A 24,026-nucleotide genomic window follows, 5' to 3' on the forward strand; every position below is an offset into this window, starting at 1 on the left:
TCTGTTTTATTTATAAAGATCCCTTTTTTAGGCCGCTAATAATTTTTCAGTCAACTTCAAGATTTCTTCAATTTCATTGGGTTTAAATACCCCACGAATGCCTTCGGGATGCAACATCGTAAAGGGAGATTCAATCAAATTGCGTTTGTTGAGTTCTTGTTTTTCGATAATGAATTTTTTAAGTAAATCTAAAAATTGCAATTGTCGTGCAGTAAGATAGCTATGTGCTTTAACAAAGTCTGAAAAAGCATTAGAAACAGTCTCAGGAAACGATTCTAATTGTTGAATGCCTAGAATGTGTTTGATAAATTGGACTAATTGTGCTTTTCGATGCGAATACACTCTTCGCAACAAATCAACCGTAATGTGTGGGTGTTCGTCATGCAAGACTTCGGCAAGAGAAGCTGCTTCATCGGCAGTAATTTCTTGACCTTGTTTTAGTTTTTGCAAGATTGGATTTTCAGATACTAATTGATTCACGGTTTGTTCTACCAGTTCACGGTATTTGGCAATGCTCAATGCTTCGTGTTGTGGTCCAAACTCCACATATTCTTTAGCATAGACTTCGTCTTTAAAATTGTATTTGGCGGTTCCAAGAGGCATTACGGCTTCTCTAAACTTCATTAAGGGCGCTACTTTTAGAATTAATTGATCAAATTGTTCTTCGGTTACGGTTGCCCAAAAATTATTGGTTTGCGCTTTTCGAATTAAGCTTGCTTCTTTGGCAATTAGACTGACCGTTAAGGGTAATTCACTAATTTCTTCGACGATACTTTCTTTTAATGCATCAAATTTTTCGGCTTCTTGATTTAGTTGTGCCAATGATACTTCGAGAATGTCTTTTTCAAAACGCATGGCTTTAAAATCAACATCAGAAATAGTTCTCATTAATGGTTTAACCACCATACGAAGGAATTCTAGTTTGTCATCAGTCAGTTTATTCCAAAAATTGTCATCCTCCAAACGTTGCAATTCGGATTGTGCATCCAAAATCACAATAGAATTTTTAGGCAATGCAGCGATTTGTTTGCGCAGTTTTATAATTTCATTAATTATAATTGTATCGTTTTGAAGTTCCTGTGCTTTTTCTATTTTATCCAATCGAATGCCAAACAAACGAACGGGTAAGGGGATGGAGGAACTTATTTCTTTGCCACGTGGATTAATTTTGAAATATTCAAAATTATCCCAACAATCTAGAATCAAGAAATTATCTTTCTTGGCACACCAGGGTTTCATTTTTGTTGGTTCTAACAATCTAGTTCCTCGACCTATCATTTGCCAAAAACGAGTATAAGAATAGACAGGTTTAGCAAAAACTAGATTGACCAATTCTCTTACATCCACACCCGTATCCAGCATGCCCACACTTATTGCGATGCGCGGCATATCATTGTGGGTGAATTGACTTAATAATCCACTTTTTCCATAAACCCGCGGGTCATCACTAACTAAAACTTTAGCTAGTTCTCCATGATATTCTGGATAAAAGGCATCGAACAATTCTTCCATTCGACGAGCATGTTTTATAGTCGTACAAAAGAAAATAGTTTTACCAGGCAAAACACCATTGGGATCTTTGATGCATTCTTCCATAAACTCCCGAACAATCAAAGCATTTGTCCCTTTGTTGGTCACTGATTTTTCTAAATCGGTTCCTTCATAGTTGATTTCTGCTACTTCTTTTCCTTCCAGAATCAAGTTTTTTTGATCTTCCAAAGAAATACTTCTTTTGCTAATACCTTCTTCCTGAAATTTAGTTTTAATTTTCATTACCTGAAAATTGCTCAAATAAGGCGGAATATTATTTACGGCTTCTTCGTAAGAATAAGCAAAGGTTGGAACCCCTTCTTCACATTCAAAGAGTTTAAAAGTATTATGGTCTATAACATCTGTGGGTGTAGCCGTTAAACCTAGAGTTATAGTATTGAAATAATCTAATATTTCACCATAGGTATTGTAAATGCTTCGGTGACTTTCATCTACTACAATCAAATCAAAGAAATGCGGACTAAGAGAATTCTCTTCATCCCGAATCACATTCAACATTGTCGGATAAGTAGAAACGTAGATTCTTCTATCTTTTGCGATGGATTTCTCCCCTTCTTTAGGCCATCGTGGCTCATTGGTTAAATGTTCTTTAAAAGCATCTAAAGTTTGGTCTCGCAAAGCAATTCTATCCACTAAAAACAAAACGCGTTCAGCCCAGCCTGCACGCATTAAGGCATCTACTAAAGCAATACAGGTTCTAGTTTTACCAGTACCAGTAGCCATTACCAGTAGAAATTTCTTTTTGCGTTTTTCAATCGATTCCATCACTGCACGAATAGCAGCAATTTGATAATCACGACCTGCAATTGCGGTATTGATTAACTCACTTGCTAATGCTTTTCTGGTTTTTCGAATGTATTGGTATCTTTCTAAATCATCAAGAGTTGGGAACCCATGTACTTTCCTAGGGGGATAGTTCCCTAAATCCCAAAAGTAAATATCATGACCGTTGGTGAAAAAACAAAAAGGCAATTCGCCTCCTTTTTCGTTTTGAATATTATGGCAGTATTGTTTGGCTTGTTCTTTTCCAATATTGGCATCGACTAATGATTTTTTTGCTTCAACTACAGCAAGTGGTTTTCCATCTTTGCCCAATAAAACATAATCACTAAACTGATGTCCTTCATATTGTGTACGAGGTTCATTGACTCCATCGGGTAAAGGTACAGCAATGTCAAACTCTTCAATTACTTGGGTTGCGTCATTAACATTCCATCCTGCAGTTTGCAGTCGTTTATCTATGATTTCTTTGCGAGTATGTTTTTCGTTTTTCAAAAAGCTAAATTATATTATTTCAAAACTACCAATAGTAAGATGCTAAAGTATCGAATATTTAATTAGAATGAATGTAGAAAACCGTAAAGCCGATGTTTTTTCGCATAAATTTCTTACCGTTTCACTCGTTTTGATTGCATTTGTAAATAAACAACATTTTGTAGGGTTTTACTATACCCACATTTAGTGATATTGTATTAGTTGTAAAATAGATAAAAAGTAAAGGTTTTTAAATTGAAGTACCTTTATCCGTTTTATTATACCCTGCACAGATATTCATAAGTTGGGCGATTTTTAAATTTACATCAGCTGTTGGTGTGATTTTTTTTGAAGCTATTTCATTCCAAAATTGTTTAAAAATGGATTGGCTTATGACAAATTTATTTATTTCGGAATATTTTTTTGTAAAGACTTGATTATTTATGTTGAGGACTTTCCCCACTTCAATTATTCGTAGTGTTTCGGCATAAACAATTTCTGCGTTAGCAAACAATTTATCTATGGTATTAATCACATGTTGTTTTTCTCGTTGAATTTGTTTTCGCTGTTTTTGTATTTCTCCGTTATAGTTTATCGCTTGAGAAAAACTTTCAAATAGCGTTTCTATAGCGACCACTCCTGCTTCTAATAAAAATTGATCTTTTGAAAAATCTTTTATATTTTTCCCTTTATTTCTTTTCAATGATTTTTCGATAGAACTGGAAAACGTATTTGTGATTTCTTCTAAGTTTTTATTGAAACTAACTTCGTAATTGAATTTTTCCTGTTGAAATTTCTTTATTTCAACACTTGTTAGATTATCATTGGTTTTTAAATTTTGATTGTTACCAACATTCTTGAATTTTTTTAATAAATTTTTTGCTATTGCAAAATTTCTATGGGCTTCAAGTCTTTCGTATTCAAGATTTGTGTAGGCTTCTAAACGATCTTTATAGAGGTCGAAAAAAGAAGAGCTTATATGAGTATAGGTGTTTTTTAATATTTCAAACTCTTTTTTTTCATCTTCTAATTTACCATAACCACCCAATGTAATTATGTTTTTTCCCGCATCTACTATACTTTCAAATATACTTTCTAACATATCTTTATTTTTTCCATTGGTTATATTTTTGTAACATCAAATTATTGTTTTTTTCTAATGTTGTTTTGATATCTATAAAGCAGAGTTGCCTTTCCTTAGAATTTTTTGGAGAAATAGTATCTCTAAAGGATTTGTTTACTTTAAAAACTTGAATTGAAAGAGTTAAAAAATCAATTGTTAGCATGATTAGAATTAAGCATAAGATAATCTTGCTGGTTAAATTTTCACTTATTGTATAAATTAAAACAGTGGGGTTATTATAGAAATGTGAAATAATAAATGTGTTTATAAATAGAAATGTTAGTAATAAAATAGAATAAAATAAATATTTCCAACCTTTCCCTAGATATATAAAATGACCGCCAAGTAATGATGAAAAAATATAGAATAAGTAAGCTTTTTTAATTTTCCGATTATCAAATAGATCATCCTTTATTGTTGAATCTAGTATAAATCCAACAATAATGTAAACTACTAAAATTAAGAACCAATATTTGTACTTGTTAAAAAAACCGTTCGAATTCCAATTGGCTAATTCAACTTCTTTTAACTCTAATTCAAATTTGTTAGGTTCTGCTACCTTAACATTGAGCGTAGTTATGTTTTCTATGATTTTTGAATCTGAAATTTGCTGAAATTTGCTTGAATTTGTTGTACAAGAAATGGACAGAATATATATGAATAAGCAGAATATTTTTTTCATCTTTTAAAAATCTAATTCAAGTGTATCGTTACTATCTAAGGCTCTTAAGGTGTTTTGGATGTCTTGTAAAGGATCTGAAATCACTAAATTATTAACTGCTGACAATCCCATTAAAACCAAGTTATCATTCCCTGTTTCAAGTCCTTTATCAATGACTTCAAAATATTTTGAAAAAACCAGGCCTCTTTCTTCAAATCTTTTTTCGATTATTGTCATGTTTCTTTGATGCTTACAAAGAATTTGATTGGTTTGATTTTGAAGATTTATCCTTTCGTTATCTAATCTTTTATTTTCATTAACTAATTCACCTACAGTTACAAGTTTTCCGGCAAAATCAATAACCTTGTCAAATCGTTCATTATTGTATTGGACAATTTGGAGTTGCTTTTCTTGTATAATTGTAATTTTATCCGAATATTCAATTAATATGTCGGCATCTTTATTTGCGTCGTTATTCATTTCTATATTTTATTAATTAGTGACTATAATGCAGCCACATGTTTTCCTTTTCCAGTGCCAATAGGATGTCTATGGCAAGAATTAGCCGTTAATCCAGAAATAGTTGAAGCAGAAGTTCCACAATATTTGCAACTGTATTTAGACTTTTCACTCCCTTCATATAACTTGTGTTTTCCTTTTCCGCTACCTAGAGGATGACGATGGCATGAGTTTGCTGTTAGACCCGAAATGCTTGCGCTTTTTGTACCGCAGTATTCACAATAAAAATTTGACATATATGTTTTTTTAGATAATTTGTGTTCAATTCGTGTGTTGTAATCTATAAAGAGTCCTAAATAATTTTGTCAAGTTCTTTGCAAGGAAACAAAGCCTATTTTATATGTATTATCTTTTATCATGTATGACTTTATTTACTGTTCTCTCTTTTAAAGAATAAAGAAATTACTAATCCAATTCCAGTAATTGCATCTACTATATTCCATATAGTTCTGCCCAAGGCGATCTTGATAAAGGGTTGAAAAAAAAGGGCTAAAGCAATATAAATAAACATCTCATTTTTGTGATTCTGTTCCTTTGCTGAATATCCCAAATAGGCAAAACTGACCATTGCTGTAAAACGAACAAATTGGTAGTAACCGTATGGCATATCGAGAAGACAGAGTAGGAGGAGAGCAGCTAAGACTATTTTTATTGTTTTTTCCATAATTAGAAAACAAAAATGACCTCTAATTTTTAAAGGTCATTTTTAAATTTATTATTTACGCTTCAATAGGTTCTGGAAACATAATTGATGCCAATACTGAAATTGATAAAACACTTCCAATAACAATCAATGAGTAAACAGAGTCGATATGATAAAAAGGAGAGATAACCATTTTAATTCCTATAAATGATAGTATTAGCGCTAAACCATATTGTAATTTACCGAATAGATGAATGAAATTATCCAATAGGAAAAACAATGCCCTTAAGCCCAAAATCGCAAAAATATTAGATGTGTATAGAATAAATGGATCGTTTGAAATGGCAAAAATTGCTGGTATAGAATCGACAGCAAAAAGTAAATCAGTGAATTCAATTACAGCTACAACAACTAACAAGGGAGTTGCCATTTTTTTTCCGTTTTCAATCGTGAAAAATTTATCTCCCACATATTTGTCACTAACATTAAAAAATCTTCGAATTAATTTTGCACCTCTTGTGTCATTGTAATCTTCATCATCATCATCACCACCAGCTGACCAAGATTTAATACCTGCGTACACTAAAAACAGTCCAAAAGCGGTCATAATTATGTTTACATCATATATAAATCCTTGTATGCCAACTAAACTTAAAAGCTTATTTAAATAGGTAAGTTCAATTAAAAATGCACCTGAAAAAATAAAGATTGCTCTAAGAAATAAAGCGCCTATAATTCCCCAAAATAAAACTTTATGTTTGTTTTGATTTGCGACATCGAAAAATTTAAAAACTAAGATAAAAACAAAAAGATTATCAACGGATAATGCCTTTTCAATCCAATAAGCAGATTGAAATTCAAAAAACTTTGTTGGCCCCGCCAAATAGTATACCAATCCACTAAAAAGCATTGATAGACTTATCCAAATTACAGACCAGGTTATTGCTTCTTTATTACTTATGACATGACTTTTTTTATTAAAAATACCTAAGTCTAATAATAACATCACTAAAATTACTACAGCAAAAGTGCCTATTATAAACGGATGTTCTGTGAAAATTGAATGTTGATTCATTGGTTTATTTATTAAGTTAATTATAATTTTTAGATGTTTATTTATTAGCCATTGTTATTACTACTACACGGCCACCGTCTTCTTTAGACAATAATAATTTTTTTCCATCGGTTAATTCTACCATGGATCCGATTGGGATTTCTCTATCTTCGGTTACGTCTTTTAATGATGTTAATTTTTGATTTACTAAGACCCATTTGTTATTATGAAAGGTGAAATATCCCATAGGTACTTTTTGTTCAGCAGTGATTTTTTCATTTCGTGTAATATTTCGATTTACGTGCCATTGAAAAAGGTACTGATCTTTATAAACCATTAATCTATGATTTTCAGGTTTCCAAACCGTAGGCTTAAATTGATAATACAAATCTAATACAGGTAATGTCCCTTTGTGAGCAGTTCCACAAAATGGACATTTAGGTGTATTTGTATTATCAAATACATACCATTTTTGTTCACAAGAAATATTATGGCATTTCTGCATTAAATCGGTTGTTTTTAACAAAGCAATTTCCCACTCCTCAGCAGTTGGTCTTTGCATTGGATTGTGTAATCCGTCTATAAAAACTTTATCGAATAAGGTCTTTAAATAGGGGCCGGTAACGGAATAAGGAAGTTTAACTATATCTGCCCATGGCAAATCCCATTTTGAGCCTTGAGCAAGTTTAGGTCTGTTTGTCTTATCCGTTGGGTGCTCTATAAACATTGCTTTTTCTCCCATTGATAACAAATCATCTTTTTCAGTATCCAGATCATGAACTTTACCTCCTTTTAAGGGATGTCTGTGTAATAAAAACATATAAATCAGGACAGGTAACGCATGTAAATCAGTCAGCCTATTAGGTAATTTCCTATTTGAATCTGTCTTGTTTAAATGTTTACTAGAAAGTACTTCTGGAGCAATAAATTCGGCTGTTCCAATTACTTCAGCGGCAAACATTCCTGGAACAACCAATCCATCTAGATCAATTATACAAGCCGATTTTTCAACTGGATCAATTAGTACATTGTTATAGGACAAATCAGAATGTGCTAATCCCATGGCGTGCATTTTTTTAACTCCACGAGTTAAATTTACACATACCTGAAAGTAGCTCAGCCAATCTCCCAACTCTGATTTTGCAACTTTCAGTGGGAATTGAGGATTTCTAAATTTTGCACCAGCAAACCACTTTCCGTTTTTTTCTTTTCCTTGAATTAAATCACTTGTTTCATATCCTTTTTTAAAGAAAAATTTAGAATTATATATGGGAACAATGACACCAATAAATCCATTATGCTCGATCACATCTGTTGGCCATCGAAACACTTCATTTAAATAGTAGTCGCCAGCTTCTTTGTTTTGAATTTGTGGCAAATAATGATTTGTTATTCTTTGTAACCTTTCTTTTTGATTAAAATCTAATTTATCTCTAAAAATGGCTACAACGTATTTTTTATCAGGGCTAAAAAAAACATCTTTCACACCACCACGCATCGGTTCGCCATTATCTACATATTGGTAGGATTTCGAAGAATCATTAATCGATTTTACAGTAATTGTTTTCATAGTCTAATAGATTATTGCAAGTGTTCTGTCATCATGATTTCCTGGATTCCAAAAGTCCATCCAATTAGAAAGTTGATTCGCTATATTGTCATTATCTCTGTTAAGATCTACCGATAACCCATCCTCGTTTTTACCTTGTAAATCTTCCAGGAATTCCTTCCATTTTTCTATTTTTTCTAAATTTGCTTCAACGACAAATTTTGGATCGTAGATTCCATCTGTCATTAGCATTAAATAGGAGAAATCATCTACTAATTTGAATCCAAAACGTGTTTGAAGTTTATCGCTTTTAAATATTTCAGGCATGGTAATAAAACGAGTGCCCCCGCCAAATTCTCCAACATCTAACCAATTCATTAATTTAATTTCAGTTAAATCTGTATTTAATAATCCTATTGGACAGTCACCAACTCCAAAGGTTAAAATGGCATAACCAAAATCATATTTTTTTATTAACGCAAAAATCAATGTGGAATGAAAATCTTTTAATGGTTTTTCTAAATTTATTGCGAATTTCTCTAATTCTTTATGAACAAACCATGCTGCTTTTGAAAGGTTATCATAGACAAAACGGCTTATTTTCTTTGAAGAGTCTTCATCTGTTTGATTATTGTGTTGCAATAATGTTTCGTCAAATTCCTTTAAAAAATCAGAGGTGAAGTTTTCTTCAAAATAACTAATCGCTAAATCACAAGACATTTTTGAACCTTCTCTTGATAAACTGGCTGAACCAGCTCCATCGGAAACTGCTAAAATACTCCACCCTGTATCGTTAATTTTTTTGAAAGCAAAATCATCATCTCTGAAAGAACCAACATTTGCGTGGCTTCTCCCTCTTTTGGAAGCTACAACTATCTTTTTGTCCAAGAAATCACTTGAAACTGCAACATTGTCCTCTTTCCAAAAAGGTGCTTTTTTGTCACTTTCAATATTTTTCCATAAAGATTTAGGATCTGGATTGATTATAATGGTTATTATTTTTTCATTCAAAATAGAATCTTCGGCTTCGCCTTCTACTCTGAAAAGGAATTTTATTTTTAAATCTCCACTTATTAATGGATTTCCAAAAAGTAACTCCTCGTCATTATTAAATTCAAGGCCGGTTTCTTCCAAGTCTATAATTTCTGAATAAATAACATCTTTCCAACCTAAGTTCATAAAGTCAAATTTCGCTTCATATTTTTTATCTACTGTACCGTTTGGTAATGATACTGATTGTATAATAATATCGTCAATTCGTGTTTTTAACGTCCAATTTGCCATAATCATTTTTTGATTTTCTTGAATTATTTTTACGGAATTAATATTCGTTTCATTAGAAATAAAATCATCAAAAAGAGACAATTTACTTGTTGCAACTTCAATTTTATTTTGTGATAAAAAAGCCTGAATATATTTTTTAGTTTCTTCCATAATTTACCCTTGTGTTCTGTTTACTTCAAAACCACCATCGCCGCTTCCATATGTTGACTGGCTTTCACACCACGGACAGGTGCTCAATTCTTCTTCTCCTATGCAATGAATTTTTCCACAAGTACAAACTGCAAATGCAATTTGATTGCCACAACATGGACAGGTTGGCCCACCAATTAATTCATCGGTATTTACTTTATTGTTGAAATTAGCGTTATCTGCCAACTCAAAGTAAGAGTTGTCTACCTGATAGGCCCCAACTAATCTGTAGCTTTTAGTAGCTAATTCAATACCTGCGAAACTTGATGGTGCAATTGATTTTCGGTATTTCATTAAATAGGGTCTTTTTGTATTTTGGCATTTCCCGTTGAGGACCACAAAATTATCATCTACAAATTGTCTGTTTGGCTCTGACTTGGTTAAATCTATTTTCGATAAAGTTTCACCATCTAATTTTGCCAATTCAAATCCGGTTGCATTATTTTCAACACTGATGCTACTTGTTTTAATAGAGTCTGTAACCCATTTGAAGAACTCTTTATAGGACTGTACATTGGTATTTTTAAATTGTAAAACATTATCCGTTAATTCTCCTAAAAGTTTAGTATCCGTTTCATTACCAAAAGAGACCGCAATCATATTGGCTGTTTTTTGCCAGTTTTGTTTCCATTCATTAATGGCCGCTTTGCTATCGTCTGTAGGTACACCATCGGTAAATAAAAAGACAATAGGTTTCCAGTCGCCTTTAACTTCGTAAGTCGTCTTAACTATGTTCGTTCTTAATTCGTGCATTAAATGTCCCAAACCTTTACTTAAAGAGGTGCCGCTTCCAATTGGAAATTTTGGCGGATAGAAGCTAACTATTTCTTGCAAAGGAACTAATGTTCTTGCTTGTCCGGCAAATACTATAATAGAAACAAAAACAGTTTCTAGTGCGTGTGGGTCGGTTTTTAAAGCTTGAATAATAGTAGCTAATCCTTCCTCAACTTGTTGAATCGGTTCGCCAACCATTGATTCTGAAATGTCTATCAGGAAATAAATAGGTAATCTTCTCATATTAAAATAAATTTAGTAGCATTAAAAAAATAATTAAAAGAACAATTTGTGACATATCTATTGACAATCCTAAACCTACTTGAAAAGGCTTTATTCTTTTTTTTAAAAAATTAAAAACGGGAGAGAAAAGACTATTGAAAAAATCAAATGTTTTTTTGTATTGCGGGTTTAACTTGTCTCTATATGGTAATAATTTTGAATATAAAAACAATCCTATAATCAAAAGGCTTATTAAGATAGGAATCAATTTTATCATATAACAACTGTTATTTCACTAGGAGGTGGCGGTAATGTTACACCTTCACCTGTTCCTTGACTTTTATTCCCTTGTTCTATAGTTTCCGAAACCCATTTGAAAAATTGTTTAAGGGTTGAACTATCCGCGGAATCTAAATGAACTACATTATCTGTTAGTTCTTTAAGTATTTCATCATTAGCCATATGACCCGCCGCACAACCAACCACAGCACCAAAATTTAAATTTTTAATTTCAGGTGTTTTTTCTCTATACAGTTGTATGTCCGATGGTTTTCCGTCTGTAAAAACAAAAAGTAATGGTTTCCAATCTCCTTTTTGAGTTGGTGATCCTTTTAAAACATCTTTTTTTACTTTTTGAATCACAAAATCTAAGCCTGCTCCAGTGTTTGTGGGCCCAGATTGAGGACACGTTATTTCTGGAAGCTGAAAACTAACCAGCTCTGTTAAAGGGACAATTTCTTTTACTTCCCTGTCGAAGGTTATAATACTGATCCAAAGTGAATCCAATGCTTGTGCATCTGAACGCAATGTGTTTACCATACCACTTAAAGCATTATTTAATGCTTGTATTGGTTCTCCATACATTGAACCTGATGTATCTAATAAAAAATATACTGGTAGTCTTCTCATATTATTTTGTTCAGAAAAATGGATTTATAGTTTTACTATAATTGTATTTTGATTAAATTTTTAAACTATATTTATTATAGTTGTATTTGAAAATCTATCTAAAAAAGGTGTTCCTTCAAATGCAAATCCTGTAGCATATCTTCCGATTGTAATTGGTCTACTTAAATTCCTTATTAATATCGCCTTTAAACTAGGTTTTGAACCATTATTATCAACCACCTTTGTTTTGGCAATCATATTTCCAAAAGTTTGCTGAAATTTGTTTTCCATAAAAATAAAATATGTAAAATAAACCATGATAGAAATAGAAGTAGATAAATCAGCAAAATCATTTAGAGGTGAATCAAAAAAAGATAATAAGAAAGAAGCTCCGTAATTGATTATAAATACGACTAAACAAATTACCAATACATCAATTACGACACTCAAAAATCTTATTTGTTCAGTAGCTTTTAAATTTTCAAAAAAAGCATTTTTTATTTTTTGCTCATCTGCTGTAATTTTCGCATCATCGATTATACTTTTATTGATATTCCTTTTTTTAATTTCTCTTTCAGCAGAAATAATAGCAGATTGTTGATATTTAGATCTGTCTGTCGAAACAATTACGATTAATTCTTGATTTGTCCTTTTAGACATCACATCATCAAAATTATTTTCCATAATTTTACTTTTTTCCGAACAATGATTTAATTATCATATTACCCAATTTTCTTTCTATTCCTCCTCTAGAAGTAGGAACTCCTGTGCGCCTTGCAAAACTTTGCTTGGCACCAGAAATTCCTAAAAGCCTTTTCCATGAAAATGAAAATCCAAATTTGCTCATGGTATTAAAATTTATACAACAATATTTAATTCAGATGGAGGAGGTGGAAGCTCATTTAAGCCTGTAACCTCTTTTCCAGAATCTTCTACTTTGGTTGAACTAACACCAATAGAGGCTGTTACCCATTGAAAGAATTTACCAATACTGGCGCTATCTGCAGTATCTAAACTCACTACATTTTCAGTAATTTGTTTTAAAATATCAGTATCAGCTCCGCTACCTGCTGCACAAGCAACAGTAAACGCAATCTTACTCTTTTTAAATTCATTCAATCCACTCTGCCAATCATCCGTAGGGATTCCATCGGTCATGATAAATACTAACGGTTTCCAATCTCCCTTTTGTTCTGTAGTCGTTTTTTGTACTTCGGATTCAATCTTATTAGCAACTAATTTTAAAGCTTCCCCAAGAGCTGTTACACCGGTAGCTCTAATGTCTACCATTTGAAAAGATGCTAGATCGGTCAAAGGAATGATTTGTTGCGCTGTACTATCAAAAGTTATTACACTTAAAAAAGCGGTTTCAATAGCTTGTGGGTTTTGGCGTAATGAACTAATCATTATTTGTACACCATTTTTTACTGCTTCAATTGGCTCTCCAGACATTGAACCTGAAGTATCCAATAATAAATATACGGGTAGTCTTCTCATTTTATAGATATTGATTTGTTACTGTACTTACTGTTTGTTCTAGTTTTTTATCTTTGGTAGGTTCGCCAATAGCATTAAATTTCCATTCGCCATTTTTCTTATAGAATACACCCATGACCATAGAAACATGTCCTGCAAAACCAGAACCATTAGCAATATCAAATTTTGCAAAAACTTCGTTTACTCTTTTTGGAGTTCCTTCATAAATACGAATTGACGCAAATGGAATTGTTCCAAAATCGTGTCCTTGAAAACTATTTAAAACAAATGCGACAGAACTAGCAGCAGGATTTAGCTTTGAAAAATCAAGCGTGATGATTTCATTATCTAGTCCATCATCGCCACCCATATCTCCAGTTAAATCATCACCACTGTGTACTATGGAACCATCTTTAGAACGAAGATTTCCAAAATAAATGATTTCCAATAAATTTTTATTGTCATCATACAAGGCGCACGATGCATCTAAATCTACTGCCTCTTTGGTTATACCTCCTAACCATCCTTTCTTTTCTATAGCCCCCCAGTTAATTCCAACACATACGTTCTGGAGCTTACTACCGTTACTTTTTTCAAGATTTATTCTTTGTCCTTTTTGAAGATTTATTGCCATTATTTTAAAAATTATTAGTTATACTTGTTTAAAAAGTCTTGTAAACCACCCTGTTGTCCCATGCCGATTGCTTCGAATTTCCATTGCCCATCTTTGTTGTAGACTCTTCCAAATTCAACTGCTGTTTCGATTGAAAAATCTTCGTCTAATTCATATTTTACCAATTCAGTATTGTTACTATCATCCACAATTCTGATAAATGAATTTCTTACTTGACCAAAATTTTGTTTTCTTGTTTCAGCATCGTGGATAGTAACAACGATGCATATTTCCATAACTGCTGGATTAATTTTGCTCAAATCAATTTTGATTTGTTCGTCATCACCGTCACCTTCACCGTCTGTATTGTCCCCAAGATGGATTACCGCTTCATCTGGTGATTTTAAATTATTATAGAAAATAAAATGTGAGTCTGAAATAACTTTTTTGTTTTCTCCTAAAATAAAAACTGACGCATCTAAATCAAAACCTGACCCTGTAGAACTACTGTTTGTATCCCATCCCAAGCCAATTGTGAATTGTGGAGCGTTAATGTTTTCACGTTGTCCTTTTTGTAAGTTAATTGCCATTATTAAAATTTTATTAATTAGTTAATATTTGTTGCTTTATGAAAAAATAATAGAATTCCTTTTAGTCTTATTGTATGCAAATAGTAAATCTTTTATATTTCCGATATCTACTTTTGATAGATAGTTTGCCGACACCCAACCTCCGGTAGCTTTTATACTAATGTTTGCACCAAAAAGATGTTCGTCAATTTTTACATTCCTAATGAATCTGAAAGCGATGATGTTTTTATTAACCCCAATAAAATACCAATTCCTTTTTTCGACTGTTATTATTTCACTATCGAAATCAATTACCATTATCCATGGGTTAATAATATGTGCTAAATATCCATTTAGGAATAATGCCGTATAAGAAGATTTTGATTTTATTAGATCCATTTTAAAATGTTGCTATCCATGAGGTGACTCCACTTATAATTCCTATTATCAAACTGAAAATCAATGAGTAGGTTCCATATGTAATATATTCACGAATTGAAAATTTCCCATTTCTATAGCCAGTCTTATATCTTGAATCTGCGATTCTTCTTTTATAGGTTTGGTACGTAAATAGAACTAAACATATTAAAAGGAATGAGTTTAAAAACACTTTTTTAAATCCAGGTATGAAGCCATTTTCAATTTTGCTCTTTTCATTTTTTTGTGCAGATACATATTTTTTACTGATGTATCCTATTTTATTATTGTTTTCCACTTTCAACCAATCTCCTTCTTCTGAAATTGTATTTACGGTATCGTTTTTTGAAAAACTACCTATTACCCTAGAATTTTGATCCGGTTTTTCTCGAACATTTAGCTTTTTAACATCAATTGAATATGTTTGTGAATAAGAAATGTTAATGAATATTATGAAGAAAATCAGTACTATTTTTTTGTTGTTTTTCATCCTTTATAATTGTTTAATCAATTTTTATTGAAACAAGATTGTTTTGATAGTCAATTATTTGATGATAATTATTACTAATTGCCAAATGGAACAATTCGTTACACTTTTCATTAGAGATATTATTTATGAGGTAACTGAATTTTTTTTTATCAAGACTTAAAATGAATTTTACAATTCTAGTATTATATTGGAAATGTTTTCCATTTATTATTTTTATAATATCGTCAACATCTTTTACTGCGTAATAATTATAATGATTTTCAATTTTTGGGTGAATTTCTTTATTAGCTAATTCAGCGTAATAAACAAAAACAAAATCGCCATTTATGCTATACTGATTTAATATCTTATTTACCGTATGCTCATGACTTCCAGTTATCTTAATGTCATCAACAAAAATGCAAAGCTTACCATCAATAAAATTTCTATCTATATAATAAGTGTCATTTGAAATTAATTTCACTCTTTCTTCAAAATCTAAATTTCCGTAGTCTGTAACATATGTTTGATTTCTATAAATTTTAGATTCAATACATGCTTTTTTATTGTTTTTAAATAAAAAACTGTTTAGTTGTTTTTTGAAGTAATAGCACAAGAAATTAGAAGCTGTTGGTATTGATAAATACGGGCTTGGTAAAATGATTATTTCTTTGTCAGATAAAAGTAATTCTCTATATTCATTAACAAATCCATTGAATAATTCAATTGCAAATTTTTCAGCGTAATATTTATCCCCAAATTTAAACCAGCTGTATTCTTCCGCTGGAAACGGGTACTTTTCTTCTTCAATAATTTTATGTAAACTGTAACTTTTATTCACTTTTTAATTTTTTAAAAGGTAAGCATCAAATCCAAAGCTAATCGCTCCATTGTAATCAGCTGTTTGATTATCTCCTATGTGTATAACTTCATTTTTTTGAACGTTTTTAAAGCTATTTATTTCGTCATGTACTAGTTGAAACATTTTGGGATTTGGTTTAGAATAGCCAACTTCATCAGAATATATTTGAAACTTAAAATATTCATTCAATCCATAGTGAGTAATTAATTTTCTTAATGTATATCCTTTTATAAATCCAGTATTGCTTAAAATGTTAATGGTCTTATTTTGCGATATAATTTCCTTAAACAATGAATCTGTTTGTGGATTAATTAATTGCGGTTTGTAGTCCATGAATAACATTTCAGTTTCTTTATAAAATTGATTTAATTGCTCTGTATTAATTTCATTCACACTTACTTTTAGAGCATTTAGAATTAAATAATAGATTTCAAATGTGTCAATGTTTAATCCTGTTTTCTCATTAGTATTGTTGCATAAGACATCATAGTATCTTACTACTTCAGTGATTTTTTCAATGGAAGCTTCAACTTTAAAAAAATCTTTAAATAATTGATTTCTTTTGCTTTTAAATTCTGGATTTGATTTTATTAAGGTTAGCCATAAATCAAATGAAACATGACTGTATTTTTTATAATCTATTTTCAAGTGTAAGATTTTAAAATGTCTACAAAATTATCCGTGTGTTTAGGTTCTCCAATTGCTCTAAATTTCCATTCATTATCTTTTCGATAAGCTTCAGCAAAAACCATAGCACACATTCCATTTAAAGATGAGTCACCAGATAAATTAAATTTTGCAATTTCTTTCCCCTTTGCATCGACTGCTCTAATAAATGCATTTTCTACTAATCCAAAATGTTGATTATTTTGCTTTCCTTGGTAAATGGTAACTAGAAATATTATTTTTTTATATTTTTCGTCTAATGAGTCTAATTTCACTATAATTTGTTCGTCATCACCATCACCTTCTCCAGTTCTATTATCTCCGGTTAACCAGATTTTTCCAGAAGGATGGTTTAAAGAATTAAAAAATATAATGTCACCCTCGTATAGTCCTACTTGTCTACCATTTACATTTGCGGTTCTTCCGATGTTTGCAACTTTACCATTGCTATCCAGTAGAAAGGCAATTGCGTCCAAATCATATTCTTCTTCTTTAACACCACCGAAAAGTTTACCAAAGAAACCACTGTCCTTTTGTTTAACATCCCATCCCAGTCCTATAGTAACAGTTGATAAATCAAAAGTTTCTCCTTTATCATTTTTACGTAAGTCAATTGTTTGACCTTTTTGAAGATTTATTGCCATTTTATTTTATAATTTGTCCTGAGTAATATTTTTCTAAAAAGAATCCTAAGTCTGCTTTATAACCAATTCCTGAAGCTTCAAACTTCCATTCACCGTTTCGTCTGTAAAGGCGTCCGAATTCCACGCCTGTTACAACTGAGAAATCTTCATCTAATTCATACTTTGCAATTTCTTGACCATTAGAATTATCTATAATCCTTATGTATGAATTTCTAACTTGTCCAAAGTTTTGTCGTCGAGCTTCAAAATCTTCAATTGTAACAACAAATAAAATTTCATTTACATCTAGAGGCACTTTAGTCAAATCAATTTTAATTTCTTCGTCATCATCTCCATCACTTTTACCTCCAGTAGGATCATCTCCAGTATGAAGCAAACCATAAACCCCTGGCAAACAATTATTACTGACACATTGCTTGGGGTCATTGTGACCAGTACCACATAAATTATTATAAAATATAAAATGATTTTCACTTAAAAGTTTTCTTTGTGAATTAATCATAATAGCTGAAGCATCCAAATCAAAATCGTGACCTGTGCCTTCATTAGGATCCCAACCTAAACCAACTGTTATTTTTGATAAACCAATATCTATTTTCTGTCCTTTCTGTAGATTGATTGCCATATTAATTATATTTTATTTTAAATTTTTACTTTCTGCTTGATGACTATATAAAATTGTCATGTATGTCCTTGATTATTGTTGATTTTCTTATCGAATATCATTTCTGGTCAATATTTTTTATCAGACCAAACCTACACCCAATAAAAAACTATTCTTTACGGTTTTCCACATTTGAAGAAAATAAATATCTAATTTGATCTTTATTTCCATTTGTTTTTATATCAAATTATAGTCTTTTGATTGTTAAAATGTAAATTAAGGTGGTTTTAAATGATTTCACAATACCCACTTTTAGTGATATTTAATATTTTTTTTATAATCATTAATTGAGGTTTTATTTTATTAATTATTTAAAAATTAGATGTTTGGATTTGATTATAGTTAAAATAGTTTAAGTATTCTTGGAATTCATGCAAATAAACTATTTCTATTTTCTGACTATTGCTTTGTGAAAGCTGTACCAAATGGATGTCTTTAAACAAAATTGGATTTAATGTAAGTTTTTCCAAAATAATGAATATTGCGTGGTAGAGTGTTTTGCTGCTGCAGTGAATAGTGTGGTTTTTTAGATGGATGTGAATGGTCTGTTTTTTACCGTGTTCCACCAGATTAATTGGAATGAATTTTACCTAGTCTTGTTTGAGATTAATATCCTGAATTATAAGGGGATGTTCTAGTTTGTTTATCCTTTTTTCAATGGTTTCTTTTGAGTCAATAGAAGCTGTGAATTTCCATGTTTTTAATACTGGAGCATTGTCCATCAGGTCAATAACTTGTTTGAAGTATTCAGGGTTGCCATTGGCGGTAATTATTAATTCGAAACGGTCTGTTGAGGTTTTTGGGAAAACAATCATAAAATCCAGTTCTCTGCAATAGTAGTTGAGGTTTTGCTTTATCCAATATATTATATATGATTGGTTTTGAGAGGTTTCATTGATTAAGTTTTTGAAGCTGTGTTGGTTGTCGAGGAACCAGTTCCAGAAGTTTTTCATTTGTTATTGTTTAAAAAGTTTAAAGTTTAAGGTTGCTTCTCGATAGAATTTTAAGTGAAAGCATAAAAATTGCTCGAAGTGATGCCGTATTTTGCTTAGTGCGTTGTAATGACATCATCGTTTGTCGAGGGTGTTTTTGTCGAAGTCGATCCGGTTGAGCTTTTACCGGAGGCTGGAGCAGACCCATAAGCTCGTAGTTTTGTTAAAGTTCTATATATGTTATATGTTTTGGATGTGTATAGTTGTGTAAATCAGATGATTATTGTATATTTGAGTATTGATTTCGATTGGTTAATGGATTACAGGTTTTGAACTTGGCTTAATTGTTTCAAGACAGATTGTGTAACTTCAACTGTCAATTTTACTAACAATAGAATTGGATAATGAATCAAAATCATAGACTGAGAGACACTCTGAAAAGAGTGTCTCTTTTGTTTGTGGTACTTGCATTAAAGGTGATGCCGTTAAACAATTATTAACGGTTTGATTCAATTTAGCGCTTATCAGTAGTTTCTTTATTGAATGTTATTAAATTGAACATTTGTCGCATTCTGGATCGCAGCCGGTTGCCGTATAGCATTTCAATTTCGGAAGCGGATAGGTTAGAGGTAAGGTGAGTAATGGAATTGTTCTCTATAAACTGCTCGTATCGGCTTATGAGTACCTCAGCCATTACATTGCAATCGTTTCCAAAATGTTTTATTTGTTGTTCGGCACCCAAATCATCAAAGCAATAGCCGGAAAGGCGGGATTGAAAATTTTGTTTTAGGGTGTATTTGTTGATGGCATCAAAACCTTTTTTGGCGAATTCGAAAGATATTTCACGGCAGGTTTTGATTTTATAATCGGACAAAGGATTTGCAAATGGCCTTATGAGGTGCATTATTGAGGTTTTTCCGCATCCAATTGGACCCGACAATAAAATGCCTTTGGAGAGGTCAATTTGCAATTTTAAGGCCGTGTTTTGATCTTTGATCATATAGATGACCAATTTGTAAATGGTCGGGATATCGAGGATGTTTATTTTAAAGGATTGACCGTAATGTTCTTTTCCCTGGGATTCAATAAAGGATAGACATTTGTTGAAATCATAGATTTTTTGGCCGTTTTGAATTTCGAAAGTGTCAGTAATTAATTTACAATGGTTCGGCATAATTTTTATTATTTGAGATTTGTAAATGGTTGGGCTGGGGCAGGTTTGATTTTGGCTGGAATTTATTGGCATTCAGCATCCAGTTCCTAGCAGCTGCTTTCCAGTCTTTCATTTTTGATTTTCCGCCCACGAGCCAGCCATTGCTTTGGAAATGGTTGTAAAATTTTTGAGCTTCGATTTCGGAATTGTTTTTCTCCTTAAAAAAGGGGAGTACCTCTTCCCAAACGGGAGGGATTTTTTCGCTAGGTTCTATGCCTTTTTTTTCGCGCAACTTTTTTTGGATGTTTTGTTCATTCTCTAATAAAAAATCGGCTTTATTCTCTTTATTTTTTTGTGCTTGCCCGTTTACCATGTTTAAACTGTTTGTATTGTTTATATAAGGTAGAAGTTCAGTGCTTGTACAGTGCTTGTTTAGCACTTGTTCAATATCCTGTTCATCAACTTGTGCAATAGCTTGTTCATTGACTTGTTTGTTTTTTTGCTGGGTTTTGAGTTTTTTTATTTCCTTTTTCTGAATTGGTTTGGTGTAGAAATCCAAGTTGATTACTTCGAGCGTGGATCCTTTGAACGGATTGTACGACGGCTTGTATTTTACAAAATTTCTTTCATCCAATTCCCGGATACACTTGTGATAGGTTGCATAGGAAGCGATTTTGCTGATACGCATTAATTCGTCTCTGGAAATGCCAATCGGATTTTGGAAACGGTTCAGGTTCCATAATTGGAATATGGCCATATAGAGGCTGATGTGTGTTGGGTTGAGATCGAAGTCGGTTGATACTTTTTCGAAAAAGCCGGTGAGGTGTTTGATGTAGTTCATAATTAGTGAATAGTGAGAAGTGAGAAGTGAAAAAAAGTTAAGAGCGAGCTGTTATTTGTTGAGCATTTTTAAGATGTCGTCGTATTTATAGTAAATGGTGCCGCCGATTCGGTTGTAGTTTATGGTTCCTTTGATGCGAAGATTTTGTAAAGTGCCTGGAGAAATTTTGAGGAGTTTGCGAACTTCGGAAGATTTGAGCCATTGGGCAGGTTGTTCCACCGTTGGTTTGCCACATTGGATTTCGTGGAGTAGCGCGTTGCCAAAGTTGAGGAGATCTCTTTTGGTTACCATTTGGTGATTTAACAACTCATAGTTGTCGATTTCCGGGAAGAGTTTTTTTGGATGTAAGTTCATAATGAAAGTGTTTGATTTGTTATGAGACAAATTACTTTCATTTGGTTGTTTTTACTTCCCAAGGGCAACCCAAGTAGGGTGTAATTATTCATCAAAAAAAAACAGAACCCTTATGATTGTTGGATTCTGTTTTTAAATTTTAACATTTGAGCGCTGATTTTTCCCATTTGGATTTTGGGGTTATCCAACGTAAAACAGAGGCTTGCCAGCTGGAACCCAAGTTGAACCCAATGGGGTGTTTTATTGATTCTTCTTTTTTGAATCCTCGTTGTCCATTTTCTCAATGAGTTTATCTGACATCGTGTTTATGAATCTTGTTTTTGAAACTTTTCTAGATTTTATATCCGAGTAGTTTCCGTATAGATTGGAATCAATTTCTACATTTAACATTGTGCCTAAAAAAATGGCCAATTCTTTTAAATCAAAATTCCCATTATTGATACAACCAGTAGCTTGAAATGCATATACGAGTTCTGTCATATCTACTTTTGTACCGGTCCAATTGAATTTGTGATCTATCTGTGTACTATTAGATTTACTCTTGCCATTGAGTTCATCTAATTTGTTTTCTAGATGATTTGTCAACATATCGTTTGCAATAATTGTAGCCACGTTAAAATCGTGTGAAGTACTTAGTTTCGAGTCAAAATTAATAAGACAACAATCGTATTTAATTATGTCTTTGTAGCAACGACGTACAAAAAGGTCTTCATCCCTGAAAGATGTCCTCGAACGATAGTATTCATAAAACTCTCTATTGGCTTTAACATATTGATGAATTGTAGTTAGCAGCTGTTCGTAATGCTTTTTTTTATTCTTTTTGCTTGGTGGTAAAGAAGCTTCTAATTTTAAAAGCTCTTTATAAAAGAGGAGTTTTGAAACCATTCTTGGTTTCAACTCTTTGAAAAAATATATTTCTTCCTGGATCGATAGAAACACATATTTTTTTAGCCATTTGTATATCTCTTTTAATTTCTTTTCAATGAAGTGTAAAATATCTAAATAAATGGTCAAAACATCATCCGAAGCATTTTTTATTACTTCATATTCTCTTTCAAATTCGTTAAAATAGCTGATATAATTGACCTCCATAAAATACAAAATGGTTTAAATTGAGAATATCAAAATAAACCATTTTGTATTGATAATTTGTCAGTTTTTTGCTAAAAAGTTATGAACAGCACCTCAGCCTAGAGATTACTTAACTTTTTCTCTTTAAGTGGTTTCGAAGCGAATTTGGTTTTTAAAATCATCATATCCTCGCTAATTTTCTTGTCCAAAATTTTAGCATAATGTTGGGTGGTTTTTAGGCTGGTATGCCCCAACATTTTGCTGACCGTTTCCAGTGGAACACCGTTAGAAAGTGTCACAGTTGTTGCAAAGGTATGTCGGGCAATATGGAAGGTCAATTCTTTTTTGATTTCGCAAACATCTGCGATTTCCTTAAGATAAGCATTCATTTTTTGGTTGGTCAAAATAGGGAGGAGGCGATTCTCATTTTGGCAAACCGGATGCTCCGCATATTTGTCGATAATTTCTTGCGCCATTGGTAATAATGGAATTTTGGAAGCGGTATCTGTTTTTTGTCGGTTCTTGAATATCCACTTATCGCCATCTATACCCAAGGCAATATTGTCTAGCGTTAATTGTTTTACGTCAATGTAAGCCAAGCCCGTAAAGCAGCTAAAAACGAATATGTCGCGAACGAGTTCCAATCGCTCAGAAACAAATTTTTTGTTGATCATTTGCTCTATTTCGGCTTCAGAAAGGAAATCGCGAACGACTTCTTTGACTTTCGCTTTGTAATTGGAGAAAGGATCCTTGTTTAGCCATCCGTTGGACAAACATTGGTTAATTATCTTGTGGAAGTTCTTGATGTATTTAACGGCGGTGTTATTGGCACATTTTCTCTCGCTGCGCAGGTAGAATTCATATTCCATGATAAATGCATGATCAATTTTTTCGATATTGATGTCCGTCAGATTGTATTTCCAGAAGAGAAAATTTTTGGTGTGCTTTAACGAAGTTTCATAGCGTTCCAATGTTCCAGGAGCATATTCTTGACCCACTAATTCCTTGATCTTGCGGTTGTGTTCTTGGAAGATCGGGATTAACATTCGCGCCCGTTCTTTTTTGCCCTGAAACTCATTTTTGAAACTCTCAAAGGTAATTTCGATCTGGTTCATGAAAAGTTTTTTCTCCGTTTCGTAAACGATGGCTCTCATCATGTCAAGCCGACCATTAAACATACGAGCTTCTTCGGTGTTACCTTTCATTTTAGATGCTTCAGAGGACCATTTTTGTTCTTCGACAAACAATCCAGTGCTCACGTCAAAGCGTTGGCCATTGATAGTGATACGTTGGTAAATTGGCATTTGTGCCTGTGCGTTGACTTTAGATTTTCTTAAATAATAAAGTACTGTGATTTTTGTTTTCATAGTGGCAACCTTTAAATTGATAATTAAATTAGTTTAAATGTCAATAAAAGTCAAGATGTTCATTCTGTGAACGGCTTGTTTTACTAGGGTTGAGCCAAAATTCGGTGCACTTTTTTTCCTCTATATCCCAAGTGCACCGATTGTGCACCGATTTTTCGAGAAATAATGAATAATTTGGTTATTCGGTGAAAAGAAAAAACCCCTTAAACAGTGATGT

28 protein-coding genes are annotated in these 24,026 nt (G+C 32.2%); all 28 read right to left on the reverse strand.

Going from position 1 to position 24,026, the window contains the following annotated elements; genetic code table 11:
- Positions 1-27: 27 nt before the first annotated feature.
- Positions 28-2,826 (reverse strand): DEAD/DEAH box helicase family protein, encoded by a 2,799-nt coding sequence (locus tag HJ01_RS11475; RefSeq protein ID WP_007138587.1) that lies wholly within the window; start codon positions 2,824-2,826, stop codon positions 28-30.
- A 229-nt stretch (positions 2,827-3,055) separates the two neighbouring features.
- Positions 3,056-3,907 (reverse strand): hypothetical protein, encoded by an 852-nt coding sequence (locus tag HJ01_RS11480; protein ID WP_007138589.1) that lies wholly within the window; start codon positions 3,905-3,907, stop codon positions 3,056-3,058.
- 4 nt (positions 3,908-3,911) lie between these two features.
- Positions 3,912-4,610, reverse strand: coding sequence for a hypothetical protein (locus HJ01_RS11485; protein WP_007138590.1), 699 nt, complete (start codon positions 4,608-4,610; stop codon positions 3,912-3,914).
- A 3-nt stretch (positions 4,611-4,613) separates the two neighbouring features.
- Positions 4,614-5,069, reverse strand: coding sequence for a hypothetical protein (locus HJ01_RS11490; RefSeq protein ID WP_007138591.1), 456 nt, complete (start codon positions 5,067-5,069; stop codon positions 4,614-4,616).
- Positions 5,070-5,092: 23 nt separating this feature from the next.
- Positions 5,093-5,344 carry a hypothetical protein gene (locus tag HJ01_RS11495; RefSeq protein WP_007138592.1) on the reverse strand — a complete coding sequence of 84 codons (252 nt, stop codon included), beginning with the start codon at positions 5,342-5,344 and terminating at the stop codon, positions 5,093-5,095.
- Between the two features lie 131 nt (positions 5,345-5,475).
- Positions 5,476-5,772 (reverse strand): DUF6804 family protein, encoded by a 297-nt coding sequence (locus HJ01_RS11500; protein WP_040473873.1) that lies wholly within the window; start codon positions 5,770-5,772, stop codon positions 5,476-5,478.
- A gap of 55 nt (positions 5,773-5,827) precedes the next feature.
- Positions 5,828-6,826, reverse strand: a complete 999-nt coding sequence (locus HJ01_RS11505) for a TerC/Alx family metal homeostasis membrane protein (RefSeq protein ID WP_007138594.1) — start codon at positions 6,824-6,826, stop codon at positions 5,828-5,830.
- Positions 6,827-6,863: 37 nt separating this feature from the next.
- A complete protein-coding gene (locus HJ01_RS11510; RefSeq protein WP_007138595.1) occupies positions 6,864-8,375 on the reverse strand; it encodes a helix-hairpin-helix domain-containing protein in 1,512 nt (503 codons plus the stop codon).
- Between the two features lie 3 nt (positions 8,376-8,378).
- Entirely contained in the window at positions 8,379-9,788 is a 1,410-nt protein-coding gene (locus tag HJ01_RS11515) for a PP2C family serine/threonine-protein phosphatase (protein ID WP_007138596.1), read from the reverse strand.
- A gap of 3 nt (positions 9,789-9,791) precedes the next feature.
- The gene (locus tag HJ01_RS11520) at positions 9,792-10,844 is read right to left on the reverse strand and encodes a TerY-C metal binding domain-containing protein (RefSeq protein ID WP_007138597.1); all 1,053 of its coding nucleotides are present in this window, start codon (positions 10,842-10,844) and stop codon (positions 9,792-9,794) included.
- 252 nt (positions 10,845-11,096) lie between these two features.
- Positions 11,097-11,732, reverse strand: coding sequence for a vWA domain-containing protein (locus tag HJ01_RS11530; RefSeq protein ID WP_007138599.1), 636 nt, complete (start codon positions 11,730-11,732; stop codon positions 11,097-11,099).
- A 60-nt stretch (positions 11,733-11,792) separates the two neighbouring features.
- On the reverse strand, positions 11,793-12,395 hold the full coding sequence (locus tag HJ01_RS11535) for an RDD family protein (RefSeq protein ID WP_007138600.1): 603 nt from the start codon (positions 12,393-12,395) through the stop codon (positions 11,793-11,795).
- A gap of 4 nt (positions 12,396-12,399) precedes the next feature.
- Complete coding sequence (locus tag HJ01_RS17750; protein ID WP_007138601.1) at positions 12,400-12,558, reverse strand: hypothetical protein; 159 nt, start codon at positions 12,556-12,558, stop codon at positions 12,400-12,402.
- An 11-nt stretch (positions 12,559-12,569) separates the two neighbouring features.
- Positions 12,570-13,208 (reverse strand): vWA domain-containing protein, encoded by a 639-nt coding sequence (locus HJ01_RS11540; RefSeq protein WP_040473874.1) that lies wholly within the window; start codon positions 13,206-13,208, stop codon positions 12,570-12,572.
- Between the two features lies 1 nt (position 13,209).
- The gene (locus HJ01_RS11545; RefSeq protein ID WP_007138603.1) at positions 13,210-13,821 is read right to left on the reverse strand and encodes a TerD family protein; all 612 of its coding nucleotides are present in this window, start codon (positions 13,819-13,821) and stop codon (positions 13,210-13,212) included.
- A gap of 14 nt (positions 13,822-13,835) precedes the next feature.
- Positions 13,836-14,390, reverse strand: a complete 555-nt coding sequence (locus tag HJ01_RS11550; RefSeq protein WP_007138604.1) for a TerD family protein — start codon at positions 14,388-14,390, stop codon at positions 13,836-13,838.
- Between the two features lie 36 nt (positions 14,391-14,426).
- Positions 14,427-14,768, reverse strand: coding sequence for a hypothetical protein (locus HJ01_RS11555; RefSeq protein ID WP_040473875.1), 342 nt, complete (start codon positions 14,766-14,768; stop codon positions 14,427-14,429).
- Position 14,769: 1 nt separating this feature from the next.
- On the reverse strand, positions 14,770-15,276 hold the full coding sequence (locus HJ01_RS11560; protein WP_007138606.1) for an SH3 domain-containing protein: 507 nt from the start codon (positions 15,274-15,276) through the stop codon (positions 14,770-14,772).
- A 13-nt stretch (positions 15,277-15,289) separates the two neighbouring features.
- Positions 15,290-16,096 carry a phosphoribosyltransferase family protein gene (locus tag HJ01_RS11565; protein ID WP_007138607.1) on the reverse strand — a complete coding sequence of 269 codons (807 nt, stop codon included), beginning with the start codon at positions 16,094-16,096 and terminating at the stop codon, positions 15,290-15,292.
- 3 nt (positions 16,097-16,099) lie between these two features.
- Entirely contained in the window at positions 16,100-16,765 is a 666-nt protein-coding gene (locus HJ01_RS11570) for an HAD family hydrolase (RefSeq protein WP_007138608.1), read from the reverse strand.
- Positions 16,762-17,427: a TerD family protein gene (locus HJ01_RS11575; protein ID WP_007138609.1), complete on the reverse strand. Its 666-nt coding sequence runs from the start codon at positions 17,425-17,427 to the stop codon at positions 16,762-16,764. The genes HJ01_RS11570 and HJ01_RS11575 overlap by 4 nt, the downstream gene beginning before the upstream one ends.
- Before the next feature lies 1 nt (position 17,428).
- On the reverse strand, positions 17,429-18,052 hold the full coding sequence (locus HJ01_RS11580; RefSeq protein ID WP_007138610.1) for a TerD family protein: 624 nt from the start codon (positions 18,050-18,052) through the stop codon (positions 17,429-17,431).
- Positions 18,053-18,681: 629 nt separating this feature from the next.
- Positions 18,682-19,044: a hypothetical protein gene (locus HJ01_RS17170; RefSeq protein WP_007138612.1), complete on the reverse strand. Its 363-nt coding sequence runs from the start codon at positions 19,042-19,044 to the stop codon at positions 18,682-18,684.
- A gap of 493 nt (positions 19,045-19,537) precedes the next feature.
- A complete protein-coding gene (locus tag HJ01_RS11590; RefSeq protein ID WP_007138613.1) occupies positions 19,538-20,197 on the reverse strand; it encodes a hypothetical protein in 660 nt (219 codons plus the stop codon).
- On the reverse strand, positions 20,181-21,017 hold the full coding sequence (locus HJ01_RS11595; RefSeq protein ID WP_040473876.1) for a hypothetical protein: 837 nt from the start codon (positions 21,015-21,017) through the stop codon (positions 20,181-20,183). The genes HJ01_RS11590 and HJ01_RS11595 overlap by 17 nt, the downstream gene beginning before the upstream one ends.
- Before the next feature lie 51 nt (positions 21,018-21,068).
- The gene (locus HJ01_RS11600; RefSeq protein ID WP_050855227.1) at positions 21,069-21,371 is read right to left on the reverse strand and encodes a helix-turn-helix domain-containing protein; all 303 of its coding nucleotides are present in this window, start codon (positions 21,369-21,371) and stop codon (positions 21,069-21,071) included.
- Positions 21,372-21,611: 240 nt separating this feature from the next.
- A complete protein-coding gene (locus HJ01_RS11605; protein WP_040473877.1) occupies positions 21,612-22,463 on the reverse strand; it encodes an RteC domain-containing protein in 852 nt (283 codons plus the stop codon).
- 98 nt (positions 22,464-22,561) lie between these two features.
- Positions 22,562-23,809 (reverse strand): site-specific integrase, encoded by a 1,248-nt coding sequence (locus tag HJ01_RS11610; RefSeq protein WP_007138617.1) that lies wholly within the window; start codon positions 23,807-23,809, stop codon positions 22,562-22,564.
- Between the last annotated feature and the right edge of the window lie 217 nt (positions 23,810-24,026).

The sequence above is a fragment of the Flavobacterium frigoris PS1 genome, assembly GCF_000252125.1.
Classification (GTDB): domain Bacteria; phylum Bacteroidota; class Bacteroidia; order Flavobacteriales; family Flavobacteriaceae; genus Flavobacterium; species Flavobacterium frigoris_A.